Source organism: Planktothrix sp. FACHB-1355 (genome assembly GCF_014748295.1).
Classification (GTDB): domain Bacteria; phylum Cyanobacteriota; class Cyanobacteriia; order Cyanobacteriales; family Aerosakkonemataceae; genus Aerosakkonema; species Aerosakkonema funiforme_A.
Map to the genome: position 1 here is coordinate 1 of NZ_JACJUP010000011.1, position 24,986 is coordinate 24,986.

At 42.6% G+C, this 24,986-nt stretch carries 28 protein-coding genes; 15 read left to right on the plus strand and 13 right to left on the minus strand.

The window, feature by feature from the left end; all coding sequences use genetic code 11:
* From H6S82_RS01750 to H6S82_RS01765, 4 genes are all read left to right on the plus strand, one after another.
* Positions 1-290: hypothetical protein (locus tag H6S82_RS01750; protein WP_191055986.1), on the plus strand; the 290-nt coding region annotated here is incomplete at its 5' end.
* A gap of 633 nt (positions 291-923) precedes the next feature.
* Entirely contained in the window at positions 924-1,628 is a 705-nt protein-coding gene (locus H6S82_RS01755; protein ID WP_190472351.1) for a hypothetical protein, read from the plus strand.
* Positions 1,629-1,762: 134 nt separating this feature from the next.
* Entirely contained in the window at positions 1,763-3,538 is a 1,776-nt protein-coding gene (locus tag H6S82_RS01760; RefSeq protein WP_191055987.1) for a Rieske (2Fe-2S) protein, read from the plus strand.
* A gap of 110 nt (positions 3,539-3,648) precedes the next feature.
* Complete coding sequence (locus H6S82_RS01765; RefSeq protein ID WP_190463047.1) at positions 3,649-3,789, plus strand: hypothetical protein; 141 nt, start codon at positions 3,649-3,651, stop codon at positions 3,787-3,789.
* 500 nt (positions 3,790-4,289) lie between these two features.
* Here the strand turns inward: H6S82_RS01765 and H6S82_RS01770 are convergent, their stop codons facing one another.
* Positions 4,290-4,427, minus strand: a complete 138-nt coding sequence (locus H6S82_RS01770; RefSeq protein ID WP_190463049.1) for a hypothetical protein — start codon at positions 4,425-4,427, stop codon at positions 4,290-4,292.
* 265 nt (positions 4,428-4,692) lie between these two features.
* On the opposite strand from H6S82_RS01770, the gene H6S82_RS01775 reads away from it, so the two are divergent.
* The 4 genes from H6S82_RS01775 to H6S82_RS33195 all read left to right on the plus strand — a co-directional run bounded on the left by H6S82_RS01775 (position 4,693) and on the right by H6S82_RS33195 (position 10,943).
* Complete coding sequence (locus tag H6S82_RS01775; protein WP_190463050.1) at positions 4,693-6,987, plus strand: FUSC family protein; 2,295 nt, start codon at positions 4,693-4,695, stop codon at positions 6,985-6,987.
* 56 nt (positions 6,988-7,043) lie between these two features.
* Positions 7,044-9,647 carry a phosphoenolpyruvate synthase gene (ppsA, locus tag H6S82_RS01780; protein WP_347339449.1) on the plus strand — a complete coding sequence of 868 codons (2,604 nt, stop codon included), beginning with the start codon at positions 7,044-7,046 and terminating at the stop codon, positions 9,645-9,647.
* 223 nt (positions 9,648-9,870) lie between these two features.
* A complete protein-coding gene (locus H6S82_RS33190; protein ID WP_242056766.1) occupies positions 9,871-10,377 on the plus strand; it encodes a helix-turn-helix domain-containing protein in 507 nt (168 codons plus the stop codon).
* A complete protein-coding gene (locus H6S82_RS33195) occupies positions 10,377-10,943 on the plus strand; it encodes a transposase (RefSeq protein WP_242056767.1) in 567 nt (188 codons plus the stop codon). Before H6S82_RS33190 ends, H6S82_RS33195 begins: the two co-directional genes overlap by 1 nt.
* A 427-nt stretch (positions 10,944-11,370) precedes the next feature.
* Here H6S82_RS33195 and H6S82_RS01790 read toward each other — a convergent pair whose 3' ends face one another.
* The 9 genes from H6S82_RS01790 to H6S82_RS01830 form a co-directional block, all read right to left on the minus strand.
* Positions 11,371-12,330: an orange carotenoid protein N-terminal domain-containing protein gene (locus tag H6S82_RS01790; protein WP_190463054.1), complete on the minus strand. Its 960-nt coding sequence runs from the start codon at positions 12,328-12,330 to the stop codon at positions 11,371-11,373.
* A gap of 86 nt (positions 12,331-12,416) precedes the next feature.
* Positions 12,417-12,716 carry a hypothetical protein gene (locus H6S82_RS01795; RefSeq protein ID WP_190463056.1) on the minus strand — a complete coding sequence of 100 codons (300 nt, stop codon included), beginning with the start codon at positions 12,714-12,716 and terminating at the stop codon, positions 12,417-12,419.
* A gap of 47 nt (positions 12,717-12,763) precedes the next feature.
* Entirely contained in the window at positions 12,764-13,186 is a 423-nt protein-coding gene (locus H6S82_RS01800; protein WP_242056768.1) for a hypothetical protein, read from the minus strand.
* A 92-nt stretch (positions 13,187-13,278) separates the two neighbouring features.
* Positions 13,279-13,566 (minus strand): pentapeptide repeat-containing protein, encoded by a 288-nt coding sequence (locus H6S82_RS01805; protein WP_191055988.1) that lies wholly within the window; start codon positions 13,564-13,566, stop codon positions 13,279-13,281.
* 73 nt (positions 13,567-13,639) lie between these two features.
* On the minus strand, positions 13,640-13,921 hold the full coding sequence (locus tag H6S82_RS01810) for a hypothetical protein (RefSeq protein ID WP_242056769.1): 282 nt from the start codon (positions 13,919-13,921) through the stop codon (positions 13,640-13,642).
* Positions 13,921-14,175, minus strand: coding sequence for an SRPBCC family protein (locus H6S82_RS01815; RefSeq protein WP_199315610.1), 255 nt, complete (start codon positions 14,173-14,175; stop codon positions 13,921-13,923). Before H6S82_RS01815 ends, H6S82_RS01810 begins: the two co-directional genes overlap by 1 nt.
* Complete coding sequence (locus H6S82_RS01820) at positions 14,168-14,722, minus strand: pentapeptide repeat-containing protein (RefSeq protein ID WP_190474502.1); 555 nt, start codon at positions 14,720-14,722, stop codon at positions 14,168-14,170. Before H6S82_RS01820 ends, H6S82_RS01815 begins: the two co-directional genes overlap by 8 nt.
* A gap of 245 nt (positions 14,723-14,967) precedes the next feature.
* Positions 14,968-15,276 carry a ssl1498 family light-harvesting-like protein gene (locus tag H6S82_RS01825; protein WP_190474500.1) on the minus strand — a complete coding sequence of 103 codons (309 nt, stop codon included), beginning with the start codon at positions 15,274-15,276 and terminating at the stop codon, positions 14,968-14,970.
* A gap of 353 nt (positions 15,277-15,629) precedes the next feature.
* Positions 15,630-16,067 (minus strand): GNAT family N-acetyltransferase, encoded by a 438-nt coding sequence (locus tag H6S82_RS01830; protein WP_190474487.1) that lies wholly within the window; start codon positions 16,065-16,067, stop codon positions 15,630-15,632.
* 294 nt (positions 16,068-16,361) lie between these two features.
* Between H6S82_RS01830 and H6S82_RS01835 the strand changes: the two genes are divergently transcribed.
* The 3 genes from H6S82_RS01835 to H6S82_RS33200 all read left to right on the plus strand — a co-directional run bounded on the left by H6S82_RS01835 (position 16,362) and on the right by H6S82_RS33200 (position 19,309).
* A complete protein-coding gene (locus H6S82_RS01835; protein ID WP_242056770.1) occupies positions 16,362-17,114 on the plus strand; it encodes an AAA family ATPase in 753 nt (250 codons plus the stop codon).
* Between the two features lie 328 nt (positions 17,115-17,442).
* Positions 17,443-17,964, plus strand: a complete 522-nt coding sequence (locus H6S82_RS01840) for a helicase C-terminal domain-containing protein (RefSeq protein WP_242056771.1) — start codon at positions 17,443-17,445, stop codon at positions 17,962-17,964.
* 187 nt (positions 17,965-18,151) lie between these two features.
* Positions 18,152-19,309: a hypothetical protein gene (locus H6S82_RS33200; RefSeq protein WP_242056772.1), complete on the plus strand. Its 1,158-nt coding sequence runs from the start codon at positions 18,152-18,154 to the stop codon at positions 19,307-19,309.
* Positions 19,310-19,431: 122 nt separating this feature from the next.
* Here H6S82_RS33200 and H6S82_RS01850 read toward each other — a convergent pair whose 3' ends face one another.
* The gene (locus tag H6S82_RS01850) at positions 19,432-19,893 is read right to left on the minus strand and encodes a cupin domain-containing protein (protein WP_190474485.1); all 462 of its coding nucleotides are present in this window, start codon (positions 19,891-19,893) and stop codon (positions 19,432-19,434) included.
* 31 nt (positions 19,894-19,924) lie between these two features.
* The gene (locus tag H6S82_RS01855; RefSeq protein ID WP_190474484.1) at positions 19,925-20,821 is read right to left on the minus strand and encodes a LysR substrate-binding domain-containing protein; all 897 of its coding nucleotides are present in this window, start codon (positions 20,819-20,821) and stop codon (positions 19,925-19,927) included.
* Positions 20,822-20,973: 152 nt separating this feature from the next.
* Between H6S82_RS01855 and H6S82_RS01860 the strand changes: the two genes are divergently transcribed.
* The 3 genes from H6S82_RS01860 (at position 20,974) to H6S82_RS01870 (ending at position 23,277) form a co-directional block, all read left to right on the plus strand.
* The gene (locus H6S82_RS01860) at positions 20,974-21,720 is read left to right on the plus strand and encodes a methyltransferase domain-containing protein (RefSeq protein ID WP_190474482.1); all 747 of its coding nucleotides are present in this window, start codon (positions 20,974-20,976) and stop codon (positions 21,718-21,720) included.
* A 107-nt stretch (positions 21,721-21,827) separates the two neighbouring features.
* The gene (locus H6S82_RS01865) at positions 21,828-22,172 is read left to right on the plus strand and encodes a DUF4342 domain-containing protein (RefSeq protein ID WP_190474481.1); all 345 of its coding nucleotides are present in this window, start codon (positions 21,828-21,830) and stop codon (positions 22,170-22,172) included.
* Between the two features lie 328 nt (positions 22,173-22,500).
* Positions 22,501-23,277 (plus strand): SDR family NAD(P)-dependent oxidoreductase, encoded by a 777-nt coding sequence (locus H6S82_RS01870; RefSeq protein WP_242056773.1) that lies wholly within the window; start codon positions 22,501-22,503, stop codon positions 23,275-23,277.
* A 194-nt stretch (positions 23,278-23,471) separates the two neighbouring features.
* Here H6S82_RS01870 and H6S82_RS01875 read toward each other — a convergent pair whose 3' ends face one another.
* Positions 23,472-23,801 (minus strand): hypothetical protein, encoded by a 330-nt coding sequence (locus H6S82_RS01875; RefSeq protein ID WP_190474479.1) that lies wholly within the window; start codon positions 23,799-23,801, stop codon positions 23,472-23,474.
* A gap of 184 nt (positions 23,802-23,985) precedes the next feature.
* Between H6S82_RS01875 and H6S82_RS01880 the strand changes: the two genes are divergently transcribed.
* Complete coding sequence (locus H6S82_RS01880; protein WP_190474477.1) at positions 23,986-24,231, plus strand: helix-turn-helix domain-containing protein; 246 nt, start codon at positions 23,986-23,988, stop codon at positions 24,229-24,231.
* Positions 24,232-24,986: the final 755 nt, after the last annotated feature.

Here is a 24,986-nt window from a genome sequence, read left to right on the forward strand (position 1 = left end):
TTGCTTTGGATGAGAAGCTGGGTGAGGATTATGTTGAGGGTTTGGTTATTCAGGGGTATTCTGATGACCAAATTGTTCGGCAGATGGAAGCTTTGCGTAATGGGATTCCGTTGGATGAGTTGCCTTTAGATATGGATGCTGAAGATTATTATGACTATCTCAGCGGTGGTTATGATTCTTTAGAAGACGCCTATGACAAGGAATATGTAGACCAACTTAACCGAGAAATAAACGATCCTAATTCGCCAAACTATGTACCACATAACCCCGATGCAACCATAGATTTTTGAGTTTTAGAGCGGCCTATAAAGGCCGCTTTATTTTTACGGTATTGCTGTGGTGGTTGCTTCAACGGGGTGGTGACTTTGATGTAAGTGGGTTCAACTGCCAACTGGGTATCGAAAATTGACTGATGTTTTTCGAGATTTTCTGGATGTGCCTTCATGGAAAAATATGAAAACTAGACTTATTTCAAACTGACACTAGAGCTTTAGTTTCCTCATCTTTCACCAGATGGATGTCTTTTACGACTTTCTACGTAATTTAAATTTTGCTATAGCTAAGCTAATTAGATTAATCAATAAGTGGTTTTAATTGATTATTTCCGTTATCAAACACAGCGCTAAACCAGGACAGCTTCCTGTAGTAGGATACCTTCTATGCCTCTAGGCATAGCCTATAATACTTATTTCAATTCCTTTTTAAACCACTAGATGTATAGCCATAATCTTCGTTTTATTCCAAATCGTTTTCATTTAAAACTTAACTATTAAAACTTCTTTTTAATTCTCTGGGCATAGGTGGTTTCTATCTGTCGAGATAAACAAAATATGTGTAATTATTCTAAATTATCCGACCTAAGGGAGGATGGTTAAATTTAGAGATAAATGAGATAACTAAATAAAGTAAATGAGGAATATATCATGGGCATCAAAACCACAGAAGAACTCTTGGCGTTATTGGAATCCAAATTGTTTAGTGGCATAAAAGACGAAATAACAGAAACCGAAATTTCATATACTGCCTATAAATTAGCAGTAAATTTTTATGAATTAGTGAATGCAATTTGGGAAGGCGAACACACCAACCAAACTATCAGTTATGAAGAACTTAAGGGGATTGTGTGGGAATATCAGAGGCAACATCAAATCAGCGGAGTCATCATAGAAACCGTACACTTGGGAAATAAAACTTACCGATTTCCAGTTGCACTAAAGGAACTATTGGTTCTCGAAAGCGACTTAGATATACTAAAAGCAGCAGTACCGCGAGTAATAGAAGCTTTTACCGAGTACGCTAATAGCCGTCCTATCTACTTATGCTACACCGCCTATGACAAGTGGGATGCTGAACACCACATTCAAACAACTCTTGAATATATTAAACACGAAGCGACATACGCAGACTGGGCAGAAATTACAGTTGACGACGATACAAATGTATCCTTATCTTTAGGATGGGGCAATCCAAATTCATCAGTAGATTTAGATGATTTAGAAGGAGACAAGATCGCCTTTGAAGCTATTACTAGCTGCCCTTGGAATATTCACCTAAAAATCAAAGGAATATCTGAAATTAAAGGAGAAATAATTATCATTTCCCAAGAAGAAGATTTTGACTTTTTCTAATTTGGCGCTACTTGAGCGCAAGAGTATAAAAGTAGGCTTCAACTATTTAGTAAGTTCAAGAAACTAAAGAATTTGTTTTACAAACTCGCTCTCACTTGCATAGTATAGTTTATAAAGCAAGTTCTTTATAAAGTATGACCTACACTTCAGTGCAACCAAATTCCCTGATGCGTGCTGCTACTTTGGCAGAACTTCAGGAGAAAGGGCAATTACTCATCCGCCTTAACCAACAGACTATTGCGCTGTTTTACAGTAAGGAGCGAGTTTATGCGATCGACAACCGCTGTCCGCACATGGGCTTTCCTCTGCATGGCAGCGTGTGCAAAGATGGCATTGTCACCTGTCCGTGGCATTACGCACGCTTCGACTTAGCCAGCGGTGGCACTTTTGATTCCTGGGCAGATGATGTGCGATCGTTCCCAGTACAGGTTACTGACGGCGAGATCTGGATCGATCTCTCAGTGCAAGTAAATCCAAAAGCGCATCAACAACAGCGATTACAGGATGGCTTAGAGCAGGGAATTTCACTTGTGATTGCCAAATCAGCGATCGCTCTTTTAGATTTTGGCATAGAACCAACAGAACCGTTTCAAGTTGGTTTAACCTTCGGTACTCGCTACAACAAAGCAGGATGGGATACCGGACTGACTATGCTTACCTGCATGATGAATATCATGCCTTATTTGGATGAGAGCGATCGCCCCCGTGCTTTGTATCAAGGACTGTCTGCTGTGGCACGAGATTCTGCTGAAGCACCACCGCATTTTCGAGTACATCCTTTACCTACGGCTAATCTTGACTTTCCTACCCTAAAAGCTTGGTTTCGTCAGTTTATCGAACAGCGCGATCGGGAAGCAGCAGAACGCTGTTTGATGACAGCCGTACAATCGGGAATGAGCCGAACTCAGATTGCCGAAATGTTATTTGCGGCTGCAACTGACCATCGCTACCTTGATGTCGGTCATGTTCTAGATTTTATCAACAAAGCTCTGGAAGCATTGGATGCGATCGATTGGCAAGAAGCACAACCCATACTAGCAAGCTTGGTGACTGGGTTAGCAAATGCAACGCGGATGGAAGAATCAAGTTCTTGGCGTTATCCAGTGGATTTGGTTGCTATTCTGGAAACTGCATTTCAACAGTTACCTACTGCGCTGGAATCTGGACAATTGCAACGAGGACAATGGATTCAACCCCCAGAGTTAGTATCTGTTTTGTTAGGCGATAATCCACAAGCGATCGCAGATAGTTTGTTGAATGCGCTGCGATCGGGTTGCACGGAGGTAGAATTAGCTCAAGTTGTTGCTTATGCTGCTGCTTTAAGAGTCGCTCGCTTCAATACCAATAACGACCACGGAGATTGGAACAGCGCCCATCATCCTTTTACCTTTGCTAATGCTGTACACCAAGGTATCCGACGAGTACCAACAGTCGAACTTTTACGTGGTGTATTCGATGCGGCAATGAGCGTCTATCTGAATCGATTTCTCAATGTTCCACCTGCTCGATTACCAGAACCAAAAGATACTATTGCCGATCCAGAATCGTTACTCTCTAGCTTACCAGAATTGCTCGATCGCCAGCAACAAGTTAACGAAACGGGACGATTAGTGGCGCAATATCTCTACAGTGGTGGTAAGCCGGAACGCTTGATGGCAATACTGGCCAAACTGATGTTACGAGAAAACCGGGATTTTCACGTAATTCAGTCAATCGAAGCTGCTTTTCGACTGTATACTCAGTTGGCAGATCCGTTGGAAGGTGTGCCTGTGTTGGTAGCAACGGCGCGATATTTGGCGGCTCATGCACCGAGGATGCGATCGCATGAACAAACTTATCAGATGGCGTATCGGTTGCATCAAGGCTTAAGATTATTTGAAGAAACAGATGAGTCAGTTGGCGACGGCTAACGTTGACCGATCTGATAAGCACAGCGTCGTTCTCTGGCTATAATATGCTCTTTCCGCTGAAGTGCTTGCTTTAAGTTAAATTTATCCTCAAGGCTGGCTCTCCCGTAGTTGTGGTGATAACGCTGGCGAATGGCATCGGGATGACCGGATATTTACTCACGACAATAGAGGCTTTGGTTGTGATTATTACTACATCATCTCATCAACAAACTTTAAATGAGTTGTTTACCTTCATTACTCCATCAACATGAATCCATTGGGTCGCTCGAATACTCCCACCGTCCACAACTGCAAAAGATTGAAATGTCATTATTTTTTATCGTATAGCGGGTTAGCGCTAGCGAGTTTTTATCTAGTTGTAGTGATTAGTGTTGTCATTCAAGAGCAACATAATTTTCGGACTGGCTGCATCATCAGTTGTTTTAATGGATTGCTAACAATTATTCTGGTTTCCCCGGCTTTGTTATTAGCAAGTTTATTAGGGATAGCCGTGAAAGAATTTGATGTGCGAAATTGGTTTCAAATAGCACCATATATAAGTTTTACAGCCTTATTAGTGTATTTAATGGGAACTGGTTTAGAGAAACTAGGATGCTATCTGATAAATCGTCTTAGACGGTCGCCGCTTGGACGCCTCAAGAGTTAGAGATCGATCGCTCTTGAAAAATGGCTACAGTTGTCGCCCTATTCGGAACGGTGCAAGACCGAAGTCTCTGTAGGCAATCTCTGTAGAGACATTTCATCAACGTTTTTACAAGGATTCTAGCTGTGTAAAGAAGTTAGTTGTATCAAAAGTCTCCGTAATCGACACACTAATCGGCTCTACTGCCGCATCGGTGACTCTGACGGTAATGATTTGGATTATACGATCGGGCCACGTCCTTCTCACTGTGGTTGCGCTTTCGATTACGCAAGCATTTTAAAATTTGAGTCCAGCTTCTGAGGAAATGCTCTAGTATTTCTACACTCGGATAGAGGAAAAATGAATGTCGTCCAATACTGTTGATAGTGGCGAGCCCAAAAACAGGTATAAAATAGCGGTGCAGAAGTTGGTAGTATTTGGTAGTACAGGGATTATTGGATGCAGCATGATTGAATATTTTGATACTCAGGATAATTGGCAAATGAAAAATAGCAGCTAATGGGATGAACAGATGTCTTCTAAATCTCAACGACCGCTTTCTTGGCTGTGGCAGCAATTTCAACTTAAACCGGGTAAGCCTTCTATCGCTGCTTTTTTGCAGACTCTTGTATTAGTTTTGGTTCCCATTGGGATAGGAGTGCTGTTAGGTCATCCAGCAGAAGCTGCGATCGCAGTTATGGGAGCATGGATGGTCGGACTGGTAAACGTGGAGGGAGTGTATCGCCAGAGGGCAACCGCTAAGATTGCAGCCGCTCTTGCTATTACAGCCATGCTGTTGCTTGCCAATCTGGTTCATGGCATCCTTTGGCTATCGACTCTAACGACTTTTGGAGTGATGCTTATTGTAGGCTTGGCCAGTCTATACGGTCAAGCAGCGGCATCGATCGGCCTGGTTATGTCGATTATGTTTATCGTTGCACTGGCAAAATTTGCTACATTTGCCAATTTGTCTGCGGTACTTGAGCAATGTGCGCTGTGTTTGGCAGGTGGAATATGGGCAATCGTGGTTTCGTTGGGATTGTGGGTACTGCGTCCTTACGCCCCTGTTCTCGAATCAGTTGCCAATTGTTATCAGGCATTAAATCAATTAGTTATATCAGCAGGTGAAAGAGCGGCCAATCCAGAGGATCTCCAAGAATGGACAAACCGCTTCTTGCAAGCCCAGGATAATTTTACTCAGGCTTTAGCGGGAGCCCGTAGCGTCTGGTCGGCTGTATGGACTTCTCAAAGAACCGCCAATCTGCGGGGAAATCAACTGCTCGTTTTAATGGAGGATACATCCCAAATTACTTCTTCAATTGTGGCGTTAGTCGAACAGTTGTCGATTTCATCAAATCATCTGCTATTTCAGCAGTTGCAGCCAGAAATTCAGCAAGCGATCGAACAGTTGAGTTGTACATTGCAACAAATGTCAAAGGCGATTACAAAAGCAAACGTTTCTGTTCATCTCGAAGCTCTAAATCGAGCGCTCGAAGCTCTGGAATATCGGTGGCAAACTATACGCGCCCAACTACATAACCAGAGCGTTGCTGTTGAACCAGAGGAATATACACAAGTAATTAGCCTGGGCAAGATTGGCGCTATTGTCAAACGGCTGACAGAACAGGTTTATTCAGATGCAAAGTTGACTGCATCTTTACAAAAAGGAGACGGTCGAAGCATCGTTAATCCAGTGGTTAGCCAGACAAGGCCATCAGCACTTTCTTCTATTCTCGAACCGTTAAAAGATAATCTCACGTTTGATTCTGTCCTCTATCGCCACGCGCTGCGACTGGCGATAGTTGCTACGATCGCAGAACTAATTGCCTCAACATTGCACATTTCTACAGGTTATTGGATTACTCTAACCGCTGTAGTTGCTTTGAAGCCGAACTATGGCGGTACTTCTCAGAGTATCCTACAGCGGGTGTTGGGTACGGTGTTGGGAGGCATGATTGGGATTGCGATCGTTATACTAATTCACAATTCATGGGTAATAACGGGGTGTCTTCTTCTGTTGATTTTCACGGCAGTGGCAGTGCAATCCTTGAGCTACAGCTTGTTTATTACACTACTCACTCCGGCAATTATTTTGCTACTGAATGTGACGAGCAACGGTGGTTGGCAAATTGGAGTGATACGAATTGTTGATAGTTTGGCTGGAGGTTTATTAGCACTACTTGGCAGTTATTTGTTGTTTCCTCAATGGGAAAGGCAGCAACTTCCTGCCCAATTAGAAAAGACAATTAGAGCCAATCTTGCTTACTTTGAACAAGTGATGGCTGATTATATCGACTCCAACCAAGATGCGTCTGCTGACTCAATTGCCAAAGAGCGCCGTCAAGCGGCACTGGAGAATGCCAACGCCAACGCCGCCGCACAACGCTTGTTCAGCGAACCTCGTCATATCCAAGGAGACGTTGAACCGATCGCCACCCTGATACTGTATCTTCGCGCCTTTTTCAATTCGATCGTCACTCTGGCAGAACATCGTCGGGAATTGAGTGGAGAGTACCGATGTCAAGAGTTGAAGCAATTCGCCAATACTATTGTTGGGGTGATGGAGAATTTAGCTGATGCGCTGCAACAACAACAGCCACTCAGACCCTTACCGGATCTCGATTCTTATCTCGAAGCGATACGCACTCGCGTCGAACAACTTCATGTCCAGCGTGCATCAGAGTTAGCATCCGCTAATCGCAGGGTAACACCGACACTGCAAGCGATTCTCCAAGGCACTCCCATTTTCACGCAACTCGATCGGATTGCCTCAGAAATTGCCAGTCTTCATAATGCGATCGTTAGGTGGCGATCGCACTTACGGTAATAAAAAAAGCTCTAACATATATTTTAGGCTATCGAGGTAAATATATGAGTTACTATGTGTTTGGTTTTCAAGACATTGACCAAACAAAAATCATGCTTGTTGGGGGTAAAGGCGCTTGCCTGGGGGAACTTTCCAGGATTGAAGGAATACTCGTACCAGATGGTTTTTGTATTTCTACTGAAGCCTTTAAAAGAATCATTGGAGAAACGTCGTCAATTAACGAAATACTCGCTCGGTTATCGCTACTGAATGTAGATGACCGGGATAAAATCAGTGAACTTAGTAGTGAGATTCGCAGGCTCATCGAAGGGATAGCCATCCCGGAAGATATTAATCAAGAAATCGCCCGCTTTCTCTCCAGACTGGGAGAAAAAAATGCCTATGCAGTCCGCTCCAGTGCAACTGCAGAGGATTTACCGACAGCCTCCTTTGCAGGTCAGCAGGATACCTATTTGAACTTGATCGGAAAAGAGGCAATCTATCAGCACATCAGCAAATGCTGGGCATCGCTATTTACCGAAAGAGCAGTAATTTACCGCCTGCAAAACGGCTTCGATCACCGTCAAGTCTACCTGTCTGTAGTTATTCAAAAGATGGTCTTCCCGCAGGCGGCAGGAATTTTGTTTACTGCCGATCCCATCACTTCTAATCGGAAAGTGTTATCCATTGATGCGGGCTTCGGACTTGGTGAAGCCCTAGTTTCCGGTCTGGTGAATGCTGATAACTATAAAGTGTGCAACGGCAAGATTATCGATCAGAAAATATCCACCAAGAAGCTAGCTATTTATGCCTTAAAAGATGGCGGTACGAAACAACAGGAGATTGAACCCCAGCAGCAGAATAGGCAAGTGTTGACGGATGAGCAGATTTTGCAGCTTGAGCGCATCGGTAGGACGATCGAAGCACATTTCGGTCACCCCCAGGACATCGAATGGTGTTTGGTTGATGGCACATTTTATATTGTCCAGAGTCGGCCCATCACTACTTTATACCCCATCCCTGAAGCAAACGATCGAGAAAATCACGTCTATGTATCTGTTGGTCATCAACAAATGATGATCGATCCCATGAAACCATTGGGATTGTCTCTATTTCAGCTAACCGCTGCTCGACCCATGTATAAAGCAGGTGGAAGGTTGTTTGTTGATGTCACTGACGAGTTGGCTTCTCCTGTCAGAAGAAACATTCTAGTAAATGTCCTGGGCAAATCCGATCCGCTCATAAAAGACGCCCTCACGACCATCCTGGAGCGGGGAGATTTTATACAATCGTTACCAGACGATCGAAAAGAACAGAGTTCTGGTACAAGCAATAAATCTCCATCGCCTGCGGATTTTCAAACACTAAACGAATACGCTCCGTCCATCGTTTCTGACTTGATTAAGGAGAGTCAAATATCGATGGACGAGCTAAAACATAATATTCATACAAAATCAGGAGCGGCTCTGATTGATTTTATTCTGGAAGATATCCAGAAATTAAAGAAGAGTTTATCCGCTCCCCAAAGTTTTGGTGTGATTATGACTGCTATGAATGCTTCATCATGGCTCAATGAAAAAATGAACGAGTGGTTAGGTGAAAAAAACGCAGCGGATACGCTTTCTCAATCAGCACCTAACAATATTACTTCGGAAATGGGTCTGGCACTATTGGATGTCGCCGATGTGATTCGTCCTTATCCAGAAGTAATTGAGTATTTGCAACAGGTAAAAGAGGATAACTTTCTAAATGAATTAGTGAAGCTTGAGGGTGGACAGGAAGCCCAGAACGCGATCGCTACTTTTCTCAACAAATACGGAATGCGATGTGTCGGAGAAATCGATATTACGAGAACCCGTTGGAGCGAAAAACCAACAACGCTTATTCCTATGATTCTCAATCACATCAAAAATTTTGAGCCTGGTGAAAGCGATCGCAAATTTGAGCAAGGGCAACAGTCGGCTTGGCAAAAAGAACAAGAGTTATTAGCACGATTGAAACAATTACCGGATGGCGAACAAAAAGCCAAAGAAACAAAACGAATGATTAGGCTAGTTCGGAATTTCATCGGTTATCGCGAATATCCAAAATACAGCATGATTAATCGCTACTTCGTTTATAAGCAGGCTTTACTGAAAGAAGCTGAACAATTTGTACAAGCCAACGTTATTCATGAAAAAGAAGATATTTACTATCTCACTTTTGAAGAATGTAGCGAAGTCGTAAGTACAAATAAAGTGGATTACCAGATTATCCACAAACGAAAAGACGAGTACAAATTTTATGAAAAACTAACTCCCCCACGTGTTATTACGTCTGACGGTGAAATTATTGTAGGTAAGTACAAACGAGAAAATCTCCCAGCCGAAGCTATTGTCGGTCTACCTGTTTCTTCCGGAGTGATAGAGGGACGAGCGCGTGTCATCTTAAACATGGAAGACGCCGATTTCGAAGATGGAGATATATTAGTCACCTCCTTTACTGACCCTAGCTGGACACCATTGTTTGTATCCATAAAAGGTCTAGTCACCGAAGTTGGTGGACTGATGACTCATGGAGCAGTTATCGCACGTGAATATGGCTTACCAGCAGTTGTCGGAGTGGATAATGCTACCAAACTGATCGAAGATGGGCAGCGAATTCGCGTGCATGGAACAGAAGGGTATGTAGAAATTTTATAATGGGGAAGATGTTGTAATCCCATCCACAAATAGAAGCGATCGCTTCTAGTGAGAGAGAACCCTTGAACCTGTGGTAATTTTCGCCTTAAATCATCTAAATTTGGGCAATTTTCTGATTAGAACCGCTCTTGGAGTGCGTTCTCTTTGTCGGCAGTTATCAACGTTTAAGTAGGTGGGCGTGAATAAACGCCAGTATGTGAAAAGATGTAAAGAAGAGAGATAAATGGAGGTGAATCGGCGTATGGGATGTCGGCTGAGGATCTGGCTCACAACACAGGAAAAGCAAACCCTAGAAGAACTCAGGAGAGCAAAAAGCGTATCACAGCGCACGAAGGATAGAGCGGCTGTGTTATTACTGAATGCGCGAGGGTTAAAAAATGAGCAAATCGCCCAAGGACTGGGCTGGGCATTATCAACAGTACGGTACACGATTCATCGTTGGGAGAAAAAAGGATTGGTAGGATTGTGGGATAAACCTGGAAGAGGAGGAAAACCAAGATACTCGGAATCGGATTTAGTAGCGCTAGAAACTTATATTCAAACCAATCCCAGGAGTTATAACTCGAAACAATTAGCGACCATATTCAGGCAAGAGTGTCTAGTTAATTTGAGTCCCGACAGAGTAAGACGGGTACTCAAAAAAAGGGGTGGGTTTGGAAGAGATTACGGCCAAGTCCACCACTGCCGAAATCAAGTTATTATGAGTGTTTTAAACAAGCAGACTTATTAATGCTTAAGCTTTGGTCAGAGCAAGGTATAATCCGTCTGAAATATGCGGATGAAAGTGGATTTGAACGCACGAGCAACATAGGTTACAGCTATATTCGTCGAGGTGAACAACAGCATATACACCAACCGCGTCGAAGAGGGAAAAGGCTGAGTGCATTAGGGTTTTTACAACCCAAGAAGAGTTTTGAATATGGTTTAGTTGTCGGAGGGTTCAATAGCGAACGGTATGTCAAACTGATGGATTGGCAAGCCGAAAAAGCGGCAACACATCTGGAGAAAACGGGTCAAATAACCGTAATAATTCAAGACGGAGCATCATTTCATCAAAGCAAATCAGTCAAACAGCATTGGCAGCGTTGGCAATCGATGGGTTTATATTTATTCTTTTTGCCACCCTACTCACCACAAATGAATCGGATCGAAGATGAATGGTTACATCTGAAAAGAGATGAACTATCCAGCCGCGTTTTTGAAGATGAATATCTGCTGGCTATGGCATTAATTGCTGGGATTGAGAGCCGTGCTTTTCGATGCGGGTATGAAGTGGAACGGTTTAAATTCAGTTAAGTAATTAGGATGAAATTTAAGAGTTAGTTACCTAATTTGTCAGAAAAATTTCTGTCCGTATCAGGGGATAGAGTTGGGGAAAATGAAAGAGCGTGGTTACACCGCTCTTTCATTTTCCCCACGTCCAACCTAAGTATTTCCGTTTACACTGGTATTGCTTGAATTGACAATATCAGTGGTCAATTTACTGTGCGCGATCGCATTCATAAATTGGTGTGCCGATCCGATCGCTTGTTGTCTTTACATCTTTTCACATACTGGCGTTTATTCACGCCCACCTACTTAAATCACCCCAGTCGGCGGCACCACGCTGGCGGTGGCGCGTCAGCGCCATCCCTACCAGGTTTTTATTCAAGCTTTGCTTTTTGATCCCCGTAATTTCCGAGTGTGACAGTTGAGGGTGCCGAATGTGGGCTGTATTCGCTTTCTATCGAACTAAACCTAAATTCAGCAATTCTTGTGGCGATGCCAACACGTCAATTCCTACAAAGAAAATTTGACCTTCAGGATTGAGTAAGAAACGCCATGCCAGGTTGATACCGACCTTGTCGTCAAACCAGGGAGTTTGCACTTTCCCCGTCACTTTAATCTGGGTGAATCCTGCAACGGCAGGCTCAGAGACCCCTTGTTCTGGCAACAGCTTGAGTCCGTAGCATTCATCTCGCATATAGGCGAGAATCTTCTCCGGTCCTGCGATCGGCTCTTGGAAAGGTGGTTTCAGGGCACCTTCTGTCGCAAATAAAGCCACAGCCGCCTGGAAGTCAAAGGCGTTCATATTGTCCATGTAGCTCAGGACAGTCGCATTGTCGATGCCCTTAATGCTTACTCTGGTTCGAGGTGCAGCCTCTTTAGGGGCAATTACAGGTTCTTGGACTTTTGCAGTACCACCCGTTGGGGCATACCCCATGTTGACCACAACATCCTGGAATACGGTGAGTTGCTGTCCTCCTTCCAGTTGACGGATGGCTTGGAGCAAATCGGCTGCCTGCGCGGACAGTTTATAGTCTTTTGGAATGGGAGCCACGATTCCCTGTTTCATCCACTCGCTTAACTGATACCAGAAGCCCAACTTAACATTCGTGCCAAACGACGAATAGGTGCGGCAGATGGGCGTATCCGTGTGGTTGACCAGATCGCACATCACTTGCGTTTGCTGCCTAGCTGGCATCTGCTTAATTTCAGTCAGGGTTGGTTCTGCAAATACCATATTGACGACCTGCATAGCTGCGGGAGTAATGGTCAATCCCATTTCAGTATAAGCAAACCAAAGTAAAGCTAACTGATCCTCAGCACTAAGCTGATTGAATGATTGAACGATCGCTGGAACCGAATTAGAAACTTGAGTATCAGGAAAAATAGAGCGGGCTGAATCGATAGTAAAAGACATGATTAAAACCTCAAAAAGAACGTGAAGTTTGAAAATTGGCATCACCCAAAAAATCAAACTCGAAATACATTGAAGATGGAAACAGTTTAATCAAACAAACCATCTACAGTTTGTCGAAACGCAATTAAAGCATGATTGGATTGTAGGGGTTTCAGGTCTTCAAATAGTTGAGCGGATATTTCCGGGGTAACGATCGTTTTGATTTCAATATTGGTGTTATAGCCAGCCATATCTCCCATACGTCTCCCATGACTGCCTGCACCCTGTGCTGGAATGATTGTGTAACCAGATACCCTTAATTTTGTTAGTAAGTTGATGAGTCGATCTTGCAATAGCGCTTCACCAATCATGGTAACGAGAACACCGGATGTTAACGAAGTAGACATAAAACCTCTAAAAACGACTGTAATTTGTATTAGAAGTACTCAATGAACTAATTGGGCTCTGTCACCTTAAGAGAGAAAGTGTGATTGGTCAGCATTGCAACGTTTCTGTACCCTATTGATGTAAATTCTTTGATTAGTTGCTTCATACTGGCTGGATGAACGATCGCCCATAGATTGAGACTGAGGCAAACACAAGCTAAGGCCAGCAAAATGTAGGTTGGAGCCATCACCACTCCAATGCTGAACCAGGTAAAATCATGCAATAACAAAGTCAACGCGAAAAAGCTTGCAGCGAATACTGACAAATACACCTGAGTTAAGTGGCGAAGCTGGCTGACAAGTACTACTGTTCCCAGAGTAAGTAACAAATTTGCTGGCACTAAAAAAGCGCAAATTGCGATGCAATGATTTCGTGAAAACTCAAACAGTAAATTCATTTCTAGTTTCAGATCGTCAAAAAGCAGAATCAAACTCAATCACACCAAGTTATTTTTAAGTGCCAAAGAGACCATTAATGGTTCCATCAGATTAACAGGATCGTTAACCAAGAACAAATCATTTTTCAAGCACTTAGATAGTTGGCAGATTCCAAGTAATCATTGTGTATCCTGCCATCTGGCATTTTTGCTCCCTTCAAATTTGCTCCCTCCAAATTTGCTCCTTTCAAGTTTGCCCAATTGAAATTAGCATTGCCTAAATCCGAGTTGCCCAGGTCTGCTCCCCTCAAATTTGCTCCGGTAAAGTTAGCGTTGGTTAAATCGGCACGAACCAAAGATAGATCTTTCAAATCTTGCAATCTGAAATCTCTTTCTCCATCTGAATATCGTCTTAAAACTTGATTGGCATCCATATTGGCTGCCTCGCAACGTGTAGCGCTGTCGCTGTATATATCTATCGTAGTTTGTAATGATTAGCTTTAACCTCTACCCATTTGCAGATTTATGTTCTTCAACCCATCCGAGTCGTTGAAGGGCGTAGTCTGGTAGCTCCTGCACTAGCACAAAAGCGGCTCCCGGTTGCACATCAATAGTGTCCGAGGTTTCCACGATCGCAGTTGTATTGACCCGAAACAAGCCTTGCGGGGTAATTAGGCGTTGGCAGAGATTGCCATAACTATCCACATATTCCACCACTGGTACTGTCGGTTCAAACTGATATTCTTCTCGAACCACCCACTGCCCCAATCCACTCCGAGGACGCAGCATCAGAATGAGTGGGGAAGGGGCACTCGCTTCAAAGGAAAGGTGACATATTCGGTTAATAACGGAAAACCCAACCCGAAAGTCCAGTGCCACAATTCGTCGTTACTTTTTAATCGCTTGACACTTTTTACAAGCGGCATCCAACGGGGTACATTCTCCAAGTTTGCCCAGAGGTCATAGACTTGTTGCACGGAGCAGTCTACTTCTTCCACACTGCGTTGAAGCATCGGATTGGAATTACTCAAAGAATCAGGCATGAACCATCCCATCGGGCATCTTAGCCCCGCTGAGTCCTGCCTTATCAGTTTTGGCTCCCTCAAGATCTGCTCCGGTTAAATCTGCCTGTTCCAGATAGGCTCCATCTAGATTTGTATTACTGAGATCGGCTTCTCTTAGATTAGCACCGCATAAATCAGCTCCCCGTAAATCAGCACCGCTCAAATCAGCTTTACTGAGGTCAGCTTTCTTTAAATTTGCCCCACCCAAATTGGCACCACTCAAGTCAGCACCGCTTAAATCAGCATGAGTTAAATCTGCCCCACTCAGATAGGCACCACTTAAATCAGCATGAGTTAGGCAAGCTTGAATCATTTCTGCACCGGCTAAATTCGCTTGATTGAGCTTTGCTTGATTGAGGTGAGCTTCAGTTAAGTCCACCCCACGTAAATCTGCTCCAACCAATTCAGCACCAATTAACTTTGCACCAATTAACTTTACATTCGTCAAACAAACTTGAACCAGACTGACATGGCTAAAGTCTCGGTGACCTGTAGCGTAGAGTCTCAAAATTTCTTGAGCATCCATATTGTTATCCTTAAAAATAGAGCAGATTCGGTAAAGAACAGCACGAAAAATTCCAAGTGTTAATTGCGCTAAATCACTTCAAAATCATGAAAGAATGCGACTCTTGTGAAACAGAAGAGCAGCCGCATTAATGAAATAATTGCTAGGGATGGCTTGACTGGTCTGGTTTAATTTGCAAGTAGTGAGAGTATCTTGCTTAGATTCAAAGGAGCAGTACTATGCAATCTAACCAACACTATAAATACCTAACTAACGAGAACAGAAGTCAGAATCAGCATGAGAACAAAAAAGAAAGCGGCTGCTCCTAGAACCTTATATTGCTGCTGTTGTCGGGGTGAAGGATAATCTGATGGGTATATATCTGGCTCAATTGCAAAGTTATTGATTAACCCTTCGTCATCGATCGTGTAGCCAACTGCAAAAGGAGTATCAATCAATTGAGCCTTATCATGACGGATCTTGGCTTGAACTTCAGCCGGAACCAGTTCAGTACCATCGCTGTAATGATTTTCAGCTTGGTTGAGGGTTTTCCCTGGGGTCTTGGTGTGGCTCATGGAATACCTCATTTGGACTTCATACTTATAATCATAGTCTATCTAAACAACAGATGTATTGCCCCAATAGGCTATCAATCGCTCAAATCCATACACTCTATGAGTTTGACCTTTTTAAAGATATTTGAAATCAATAGAATTGGTCACAAATCAATGGCCACAGTAGCACTACTGAGTGGATTATACGTGGTTACTACACTTAAATCAAGGGCAGCGCAATATCTTGGAGTTGATCGCAACTGCGGTGAACAACGCTCGTGAAGGTAAAGCTTCTCCTTCTTTACTTCCATAAGTCGTCTGTTATAAAGATGACGCTTGATTTTTTAATCTAGCTTTATATTATTAGTTTCTTGCTAACCATAAATAGTGCTGATATCGATAGTAAAATGATAAGCTCTGATTTCTAACCTTTGTTGAAAATAAAAACGATGAGCGGCGAAACGTTGAACGCCGGAATCAAGATGTAATTGTTGGCAATCGTGGGATTTGGCATAATTAATCAGCCATTGTAATAGTGCTTGACCGTAACCTCTCGAACGCTGTTCGTCAGCAACGATTAAATCATCTACGTATAAAAATTTTCCCCAAGACAAACTTTCAGAAAGTCTAAAACCCGCGACCGCTCTAACGGTATCCTCATCTTCCAAAGATGTTAAACAATAGCCTTGCTGTTCTTGTCGTCTGACACGAGTAATGAAATCAGTTTCAATTAGATGAGGGCGTAGTTGTTGCATAACTGGGAAGCAACGTGCAATTTCGACTTCTGATTTGGCTAACGCGATTTTAACCATATATAAATCTGTCAAGCAAAGGACTTCAGGGAAAATGAAGTATTCATATCATCCTCTTACTGATGGTTAGTGATATTATAGCCTAATTTAATTCTCAATCAATTATACTTGTATTTAATAGCTAAGGAGATTGTTTATATTGAACAGTTCTAATTTAAATACTTAAGTCATCCTCTAGGAGACAAGTTAAGTTTGTACAAACATAAATTAACCTAAAAATCGTGAAGTTAATTTAACCAAAAAACAGCTAACGCTGATAGGTGTTTTAAATCTAGCGAAATTAACTTAACTCAAATGATTGAAACACTTGTCAGACCGAATTTTCAATTAACTTCTCAACAAGACCAAGCACTCCAAAAAATTGCTGAATTCCTAAATAGTGACAAACGGATGTTCGGATTATTTGGATATGCTGGAACGGGGAAATCGACCATTGTTAACTTGGTTGCAGAACAGTTAGTCAGTGCTGGAAAGAGGGTTGTATTCACGGCTCCAACTAATAAAGCAGTAGGAGTATTGCAACGGATGGCTACTGAAAAGGGAGTCAGAGGAGTAGACTTTATGACCATCCATCAGCTATTAGGATTAGCCCCGGTAAAACAGGGACAAAAGAAAATTCTCAAGCAAGTTTCTCCGTCGCTACTCTATATGTACGATACCATCTTTCTAGATGAGTGCAGTATGGTGACAGAGGAACTGTGGAGCATTATCCAAGAGAGAATTGCTGGTACTTTAATTATAGGCAACAATCGACAACTGATTGTAATGGGCGACTCGGCTCAATTGCCACCTGTAAACGAAGAGATAAACGAGAAAAAATCGCAATCTTTCAACGTAGCTGACAAGGCTATTTTAACAGAAGTAGTCAGACAAGGCGCGGGTAGTCCGTTGTTGGAATTTGTAACTGCTTGTCGAACGGCTGCCAAAAGTAAAAAGGTATTCGAGCCATTTTCCAAGTTCAGTGCTTCTAAGAAGAACGGAGCATTCCTAGTAAGAGAACAAACTCTGTTAAAATGTAACCGTTCACGGGGTACAGGTAGCGTTTAAACTAATCAAAGAACGCTACCTGTAGTTTTTTGATTAGTTTTTAAATAGCTTATACTGTCAATAAATCACTTTTTTTAGATTTTATTGATAATCATATTTTCAGCTTAAAAAGCTGAAAGGGATATAGAGCATACGCTTGAAGCTATTTTACCCCCCCTGAACGGTTACGTTAAAATATGCTTTAAAGAAGTTTTCTTCCAAATTTGAACGAGACCCCGATTGCTTTCGCATTCTCTGTTACACTAACGAACGGGTTGCTTACTGGAATAGTAAAATCAGAGCTAAAGTTTACGGAAAAAACGCTCCTAGATTCGTGATTGGGGAAAGGTTGATTAGTAAAGCACCCGTGATTGCGCCGGATGGAAAAACTATTACCCTACCGACTTCAACAGAAGTGGAAGTAGTTGAATTTGGAGAAGATAGATATTCGGGGTATAAAGCTTGGAATGTTAAGGTAAAAACAGAGTCGGGATATATCCGCCAAATTTACATCCTGCATGAAGATAGTGTTCGCAGATTCAAGCAAGATAATACCAGATTGCTACGGAATGCGAAGATTAATCCCAGTTTATGGAAGGCATGGTACAATCATTGTGAAACTTTTGCAGATATGCGTAATTGTTGGGCGATTACGGTGCATAATTCACAGGGATCTACTTTTACAGAAGTGGCGATTGATAGCAAGGATATCTGTAAAAAGGTAGCGACGAAATCTCTGCATTTTGCTCGACTTTTTCCGGCTCAAAAGGCTAAGTTTGTTAAGGAGTACAGGGACAGCATTCGCGCTACTAATCAGCTTTATTATGTGGGGGCGAGCCGCGCTAGAAGTCGAGTTTTCGTTGTTCGATAATACTGATTAGGCTCGATAAAAGGTTGTGCGAAATACCGAATATTTAGCTGCGGCTGGTGAAAAAAAATAGAAAATATGACTCAAGTTTGAATCGATAAGCCATTAATTCGCTTTTAAAAAGATTCCCAGTCATATTTTTTACCGCGATCGCGGTAAACGGGTGGCACAACTTTTCAAGGTATAACCCGTGGAAACAGTAGTTGAAATCCCGATAATTGACACGAAAGCTCGCATCGAACTTCGACAACACTTTCAAAAACAATCCTACCACATTAAAACCAGGAAAGATTTAATTCCTAAGTTCAATCGGAATTTAGCACATGGCTGGATGATGCCAATTCTGGCGCAAGTAGACCGTTGTCTTTGGGGAAGATGGGATTACTGGGGGAGATGTCAATTAATTCCGGCGCACGCATGGAATCGGTGGAAAATGGAACCCATGTTAGCTCTCTTAGAAGGTAGAAAACCCGAACCATTGCCGGAGTTTGTCATTCATGAGACACTACCAAATGAACCTATTCCCCAAATCGATTGGGAGTATTCAAGCGTAGCAGAAAATATGCTGAACAATACTCTTAATTGTGTTCCCAAGCATGGAGAATGGCGAAGTTGGAGTGCGTGGGAATATCTCGAATATTTCTTGGATTGGGCTTTATTCGGTTTCGGTCATCCTGCTTACAAAAGTCTACCAAAAGAACCAGCAAGTTGTGAAGGAGCATCGATGCGTCTTTACCAGGTGTTCGATTTGTCTGCTCTTTTACTGTATCCTGAAGATTATTTAGGTAGAATACTACCCGATATTTGTGGAAAAAAGGCGCAGAGGAATGCTGGATTTTACCCAACACCGCTAGTAGTCGGTAGCTTCATATCTCAAGTAATTAGCGCTGAAAAGACAGACCGAACTTCTAGCTTTAATGAACCTGCTTGCGGTACGGGTACTTTGATGTTGGCACAATCTAATTATTGTTTGTGTGGCATCGGTCAGGATATCGACCCGATTTTGTTGAAGTGCGCTTTGTTTCAGTTCTTTCTGTACGCGCCTTGGTTGGCAATTCCGATTTGGTGGTTGGGTCAAACTGACCTGTGGCTTGGTAATACCTTATTAGCCGAAAAGCCTAAATCGATGAATGCGGTTTATTGGTACGAAGAATGGTTTGAATCAGTTGAAAATGCAGAGCAAGAGGAAAAGAGCGAACAGGTAAAATGTGAAAGTTTTGAAATAGTTGAACAAACTATGCAGCCGGAAACAGTGATTCAAGAAATCGTGCAGGGTAAACGCAAGCCGAAGAAGAATACAACGTCAGCCAAACAGATGACTTTGTTTAATTTGGAGGATTTTACTTGAATGCTTCCGTAACAAATTTCAAGTAAATCAGAGAAAGTCAAACTTAAGTCACACAAGTTGTTGGGTAGGTACAAATCTACCCAACCAAACAAGAAAGACAGCAAAGTAATAACATATTTAGGTTAAGTTACTGGTTCTTGGTCAAATCGACGCATCAAGTCAACAAGTGCTTCTCTAGAAGGCTTATTTCCCTCTTTTAACAATTCAGCTAAACCTTCAAAATACTTTTCTCTCTCACCAGCCGGACAAAACATAATTAGCAATTTAGCAGGTTTGGTTCCTCGGTTAGAAAATGTGTGAGGCGTATTCCGAGGTACAAGCACAAACGCACCAGGTTGACCCTGTACTATACGTTCTCCCACTTGAATCTCAACTTCTCCTTCTAAAACATAAAACATTTCTTCCATCTGGCGATGAATATGCAGTTCGGGTGCAGTTCCACCAGGCTGAATAAGATTTTCAAACAAACCTAAATGACCGTGAGTATCTGCACCTACTACTTTAAATGTTACTTCGCTGTTACCGATAATCAGATGATTACCTTCACCGGGAGCTAGTACAATTTCTTTAATCGGTAGAGTCATAGGAGTTTGTCTGGGTTAAATTAATTAAATTTTACGAAAAGCTTTTAGTGCAAACTTGTCTCACCACTTGCAAAAATTGCCGCACGATGGGTGTTTCTTCTCCTTCTCGCCACGCTACCGCCGCTTCTACTAACGGTGTTTCTTCCTCAAAGCTACGATAAACTACCCCAGACCTTTGAAGATTTTGCAAGCAAGATGGGACAATGGCAATCCCCATTTCGGCAGATACTAAACCAATAATCGTCTGCATTTGGATCGCTTGTTGTCCTACCTTGGGAGTAAAATCTGCTTGCTGACAGAGAGTTAGAATGCGATCGTACAATCCTAACCCCTTTTGGCGTGGGAACAAAATAAAAAATTCCTCTGCTAACTGACTTACCTTGACCCGTTCTTGTACAGCCAACGGATGAGTTTCAGGTAATGCCACAATCAAAGGCTGTTGCTGAATGCACTCCCAGCTTAGAGTATCATCTTCCAAAGGCGGATGGACAAATCCCACTTCAATGCGATTGTCTCTTAACGCCTGCTCTTGTTCTATGGTAGTTAACTCAAGCAACACCAACTCAACATCTGGAAATTCTTCTCGAAATTCCCGCAGGATAGCAGGTAGTACGTCATAAGTCACAGAACTGATAAATCCCACTCGCAATTGTCCCACCTCCCCTCGTCCCACGCGCCGAGTCACTTGTATCGCCTGTTCTAATTGAGTTAATAGCTGATAAGCTTCCTGTAAAAACACCCTTCCGGCGTCTGTTAGCTGCACCTGTCGCTTAGTTTTGCGTTGAAACAGTTCTACACCGAGTTCCGCTTCTAATTGCTGAATTTGCTGACTTAAAGGCGGTTGAGCGATGTGGAGTCGTTCGGCGGCTTTGCTGAAGTGCAGTTCTTCAGCTACCGCAATGAAATAGCGCAAGTGTCGCAGTTCCACTGATTTGATATCTTAAAAGTCTCAATTCCTCATAAATATATATTGGACAACTAAAAAGAGTCTACTTATGATGCAGGTAAGTAGATAATTCACAAGTTAGATTGATGCGAGAAAATTACACGCCTGGGTATTCGAGCAATGCAACATATTTTATGGCGCAGCGCACAGTTGAAAGTCATGGAGCATTTTTTATTCCTCACTTATATCCGGGGATGAAATTGCTCGATTGCGGTTGTGGCCCGGGTACAATTACTTTAGGTTTGGCAGGAATTATTTTTCCGGGTACGGTGACGGGAATTGACCGGGAGATATCGCAAATTAATATAGCGATCGAAAATGCTAAAAAGCAGGGTATCAGCAATGCTGATTTCATCGAAGGAAGTATTTACAATCTACCGTTTCCAGATAATTCTTTTGATGCTGTATTTTCTCATGCTTTGTTCGAGCATCTAGCAGAACCCCTGAAAGCTTTATCGGAAATAAAGAGGGTTTTAAAGCCAGGGGGTAAAGTGGGTATTCGCAGTCCTGACTGGGGCGGATTTTTGATTGCGCCTGAGACGCCACAAGTGAAAGAAGCGATCGCATTTTACCAGTTTCTCCAGCAGCAGAATGGCGGAAATCCTTATGTTGGCAGGGAATTGAAAGCTTTGCTCAAAAAAGCGGGTTTTAGCAACAGCGAATTTTCTGCATCTTATCAGTGTTATGAGCCATTAAGTCAAGCTACAGAATACTTGGCGTTTAGGATTGAGGCGGCAGAAAAGATTGAAGGTGCGCCAGAAAAGGGATGGTCTTCTAAATTGACGCTAACGCAGATGGTTGAGGCTTTGCGAGAGTGGAGTCATCACCCGGATGGAATATTTGCACAATCTTGGTGCGAAGCAGTTGGCTTTATAGGGTAAATACTACCTGAAGAGTGTGGTTTCTTCGTTGTGGCTCCCAGCTAGGAATTGGCAGAATTAAATCATCAAGGTTTGGGGCGGTTTGAATGTGACCGCTTAAGCAAAAAATGAACGCACAATTTGAACGAATTGAAGACCGAGTAACCACTGTGGTTGTTGACAGCACAGCCGTTGAATCGGAAAGTGCTGAAAAAGAACGGGTAGAAGAATTCAACATCAATCACGAGCGGGTACTAGGCTTCTTCAAAAATGTCATTCATCAAGGCAAAATACGCCAAGTTGTAGTGAAGGGAAAGCAGGGAAATACGCTGGTTAAAGTTCCTTTGATTCCCGCTGCTTTAGGTTTAACAGGTGCTACGCTTTTGTTTCCAGTCACAACTGTGGTAGCAGCCGTTGCTGTTTTTGGTGCTAAGCTTACTTTAGTTATCGAGCGTCAAGAAGAAGTAGTTTAATGTTTTGGCAATTAAATAGCTAAATCTTCTAGCTTAAGTTAGAGATAGAGCGGCGTCTTTCTGTTGGAGTTAATTACAGAAAGACGCTTTTGAATTAGCTGATTTATAATTGATACTAATTGAGTGAGATTATGCCCGCTCGTACCATTCTGTGCAATCTACTTTATAATCATCAAAGTAGAATATTTCAGAAGCGATACGTCTAGAGAAAGACGTTTTACTTATAAATATCTCCTTAAGATTGTAAAAATTGAAAGTTTACGAAAATTCAAAAGTAGCAAGAAAAAGACTTGCCGAACTGTAGAGCGATCGCAATTAAAGGATAGTTATGAACAACTCGTTGACCCGCCCTCTAGCTGTTGTGACAGGTGCTTCTAATGGCATCGGCTATGAACTTGCCAAACAGTTTGCCCAAAACGGTTTCGACCTGCTAATTAGAGCTACCGGATCGAGCATTAATGAAGCAGCACGAGACTTTGAGAATAATGGCGCTCTCGTTGAGACAGTAGAAGCAGATCTAGCTACTTATGATGGAGTCGAGACGCTCTACAAACAAATTAAAGCTACAGGTAGACCGGTAGATGCGATCGCAATTAATGCAGGTGTTGGCGTTGGGGGCGACTTTGCCCGCGAAACAGACCTCGAAGACGAACTGAATCTGATTAACCTAAACGTCGTGTCCTCCGTGCATCTTGCCAAACGGGTAGTGAAAGATATGGTTGAACGCGGTCAAGGTCGCATTCTCTTCACCTCATCCATTGCTGCCATCATGCCTGGGCCATTCGAGGCTGTCTACGCAGCATCTAAGGCTTTTATCCACTCGTTTTCCGAGGCACTACGTAACGAGTTAAAAGATACAGACGTAACCGTTACTTCACTGATGCCAGGGCCAACCGATACCAACTTTTTCCACCGTGCCGGGATGGATGATACCAAGGCAGGTGCAGGCGAAAAGGACGACCCAGCACTGGTGGCGAAACAAGGTTTTGAGGCAATAATGGCAGGTAAAGATGCCATTATTGCAGGTAAATCAAAACCAAGCTTCAGGGCAATGTCAGCAAGGTGTTACCGGATACCGTCAACGCCTCACAGCACCGCCAGTTAACCGAACCGGGTTCTGGTCGCAAGTAATTTGGACTATTCGATCGAATCATCTCCAAAAAAGTGTTAAATCCTTTCCAATCCATTTATCTTATGTAACGATGCTTTTCGTCTATACCCTCACAATCGTTACATAAGATGTTTAGATTCAGTTTTATATAAAATCTGTCTTATGTAACGTATACAGTAGTTCATGCGTTACATAAGATTTAATGGCAATTCTTTCCCAACATAAAAACTGACTACTTTTCCATTACTTCGTTGGTAACCGTACCAATACGGACCATGCGGGCAACGACGGCAGTTTTCCTTTCCGCAGCGAACTTTTTCTAAACGGTAGACAATCGAGTTAAAGCGACGCACGCTGAGTGCAATTCGTCCCGACTTAACAGGTGGTAACTCAAACTCTTGTGCTAAAGATTCTAATTGTTCAATGCGAACAGATAGCCAGCTTTGAAGCTGTTTTAATTCATCGGAGTTCCAGCGCTCTAAAAGCCGAATAACTTTTTCTTTTGGCGTCAGTTTCATTAACTTGCTTAACCTCCGCGCCTATAAGAGTGAATTGCGATCGCTCACATCCCCAGAAAGCAGGTCAGAAATTTTCTAGCCTCTATATGCACCATTGTAGCACTAACGCTCTAATGGTGCGTTAATAGTTGTGATAAGCTGTTAAGTAAAGCTAAGTGTAAAAGCCTCAAGAATAGGGATTGGAATGGCTAGACGAGTTCTGCTGCTTGGAAAATGGAATCTGGCAGCAATTATGGCTGACAGAAGAATAAGCGATGAAGAGTTAGCCACCAGACTTGGGGAACTGACTGGTAGAGCGCCACATCCGAAAACTGTCTACAAATGGAAGACAGCCACAGAGCGCCCTAACATTCGTCTCGACCATTGGGATGCCCTACCACTTGTCCTCAACTGTAGCCACGCAGATTTGATCGGAAAGGAAGAAAACTGAATTACAGTAGTGCGATCGCATGGCAAGCACTTCTTAATCTGAGCTTGTCTTATGTAACGGTCAAAGTAATGTAAGCGTTACATAAGACTAATTTCAGCCAAAGAGAACCGAACAAATATATATCTATAGCTCGACCTGCGATAGTCAACAGTTTTGCTTGTCTTATGTAACCTTTGCTGCTTTTTTTATTCCAAAAAGCGTTACATAAGACGCTTACCATCATCAACCCCGATCTATGCAATAACAATTGAGTATTATTACAGCCCCACCTACCTTCTTGCCCACAATACTTAACTTAACGACTTTTAATGCCCCGAATGTGCAAGATGCAGGAAAAGCATCTAAACGGAATGCTAAAGATGAAGAAGATGATGATAATGACGACTTCATCAAATAAAGATCGAATCTATTAAATCAATTTAAAAGCCGCTTAAAGCGGTTTTTCTTTGACCCCCCACCCACCCCATCAATAGCCAACAAAAAGCCGCTATCGCTGCTAGTAAGAAAAATGCCAATCATTCTAAGTGATGAATTTTCTGCCAAGTGCGATCGCCTTCAACACCCCTTACTTTCACCCTTCAAACCAAATTTTCTAAAGCGACGAAGTAGCTAACTTGGTTCTCTGAACTGGTCAATTTGCTTTTTACTTACCAACAAAACCTTCCCCAGCCCAATGGGTTATTTCAAGAGCAACGGCTGGTAAAAGTGATTAAAAATTTATTCGTTTTCAGGAGTCATTTCAACAATGAATCACA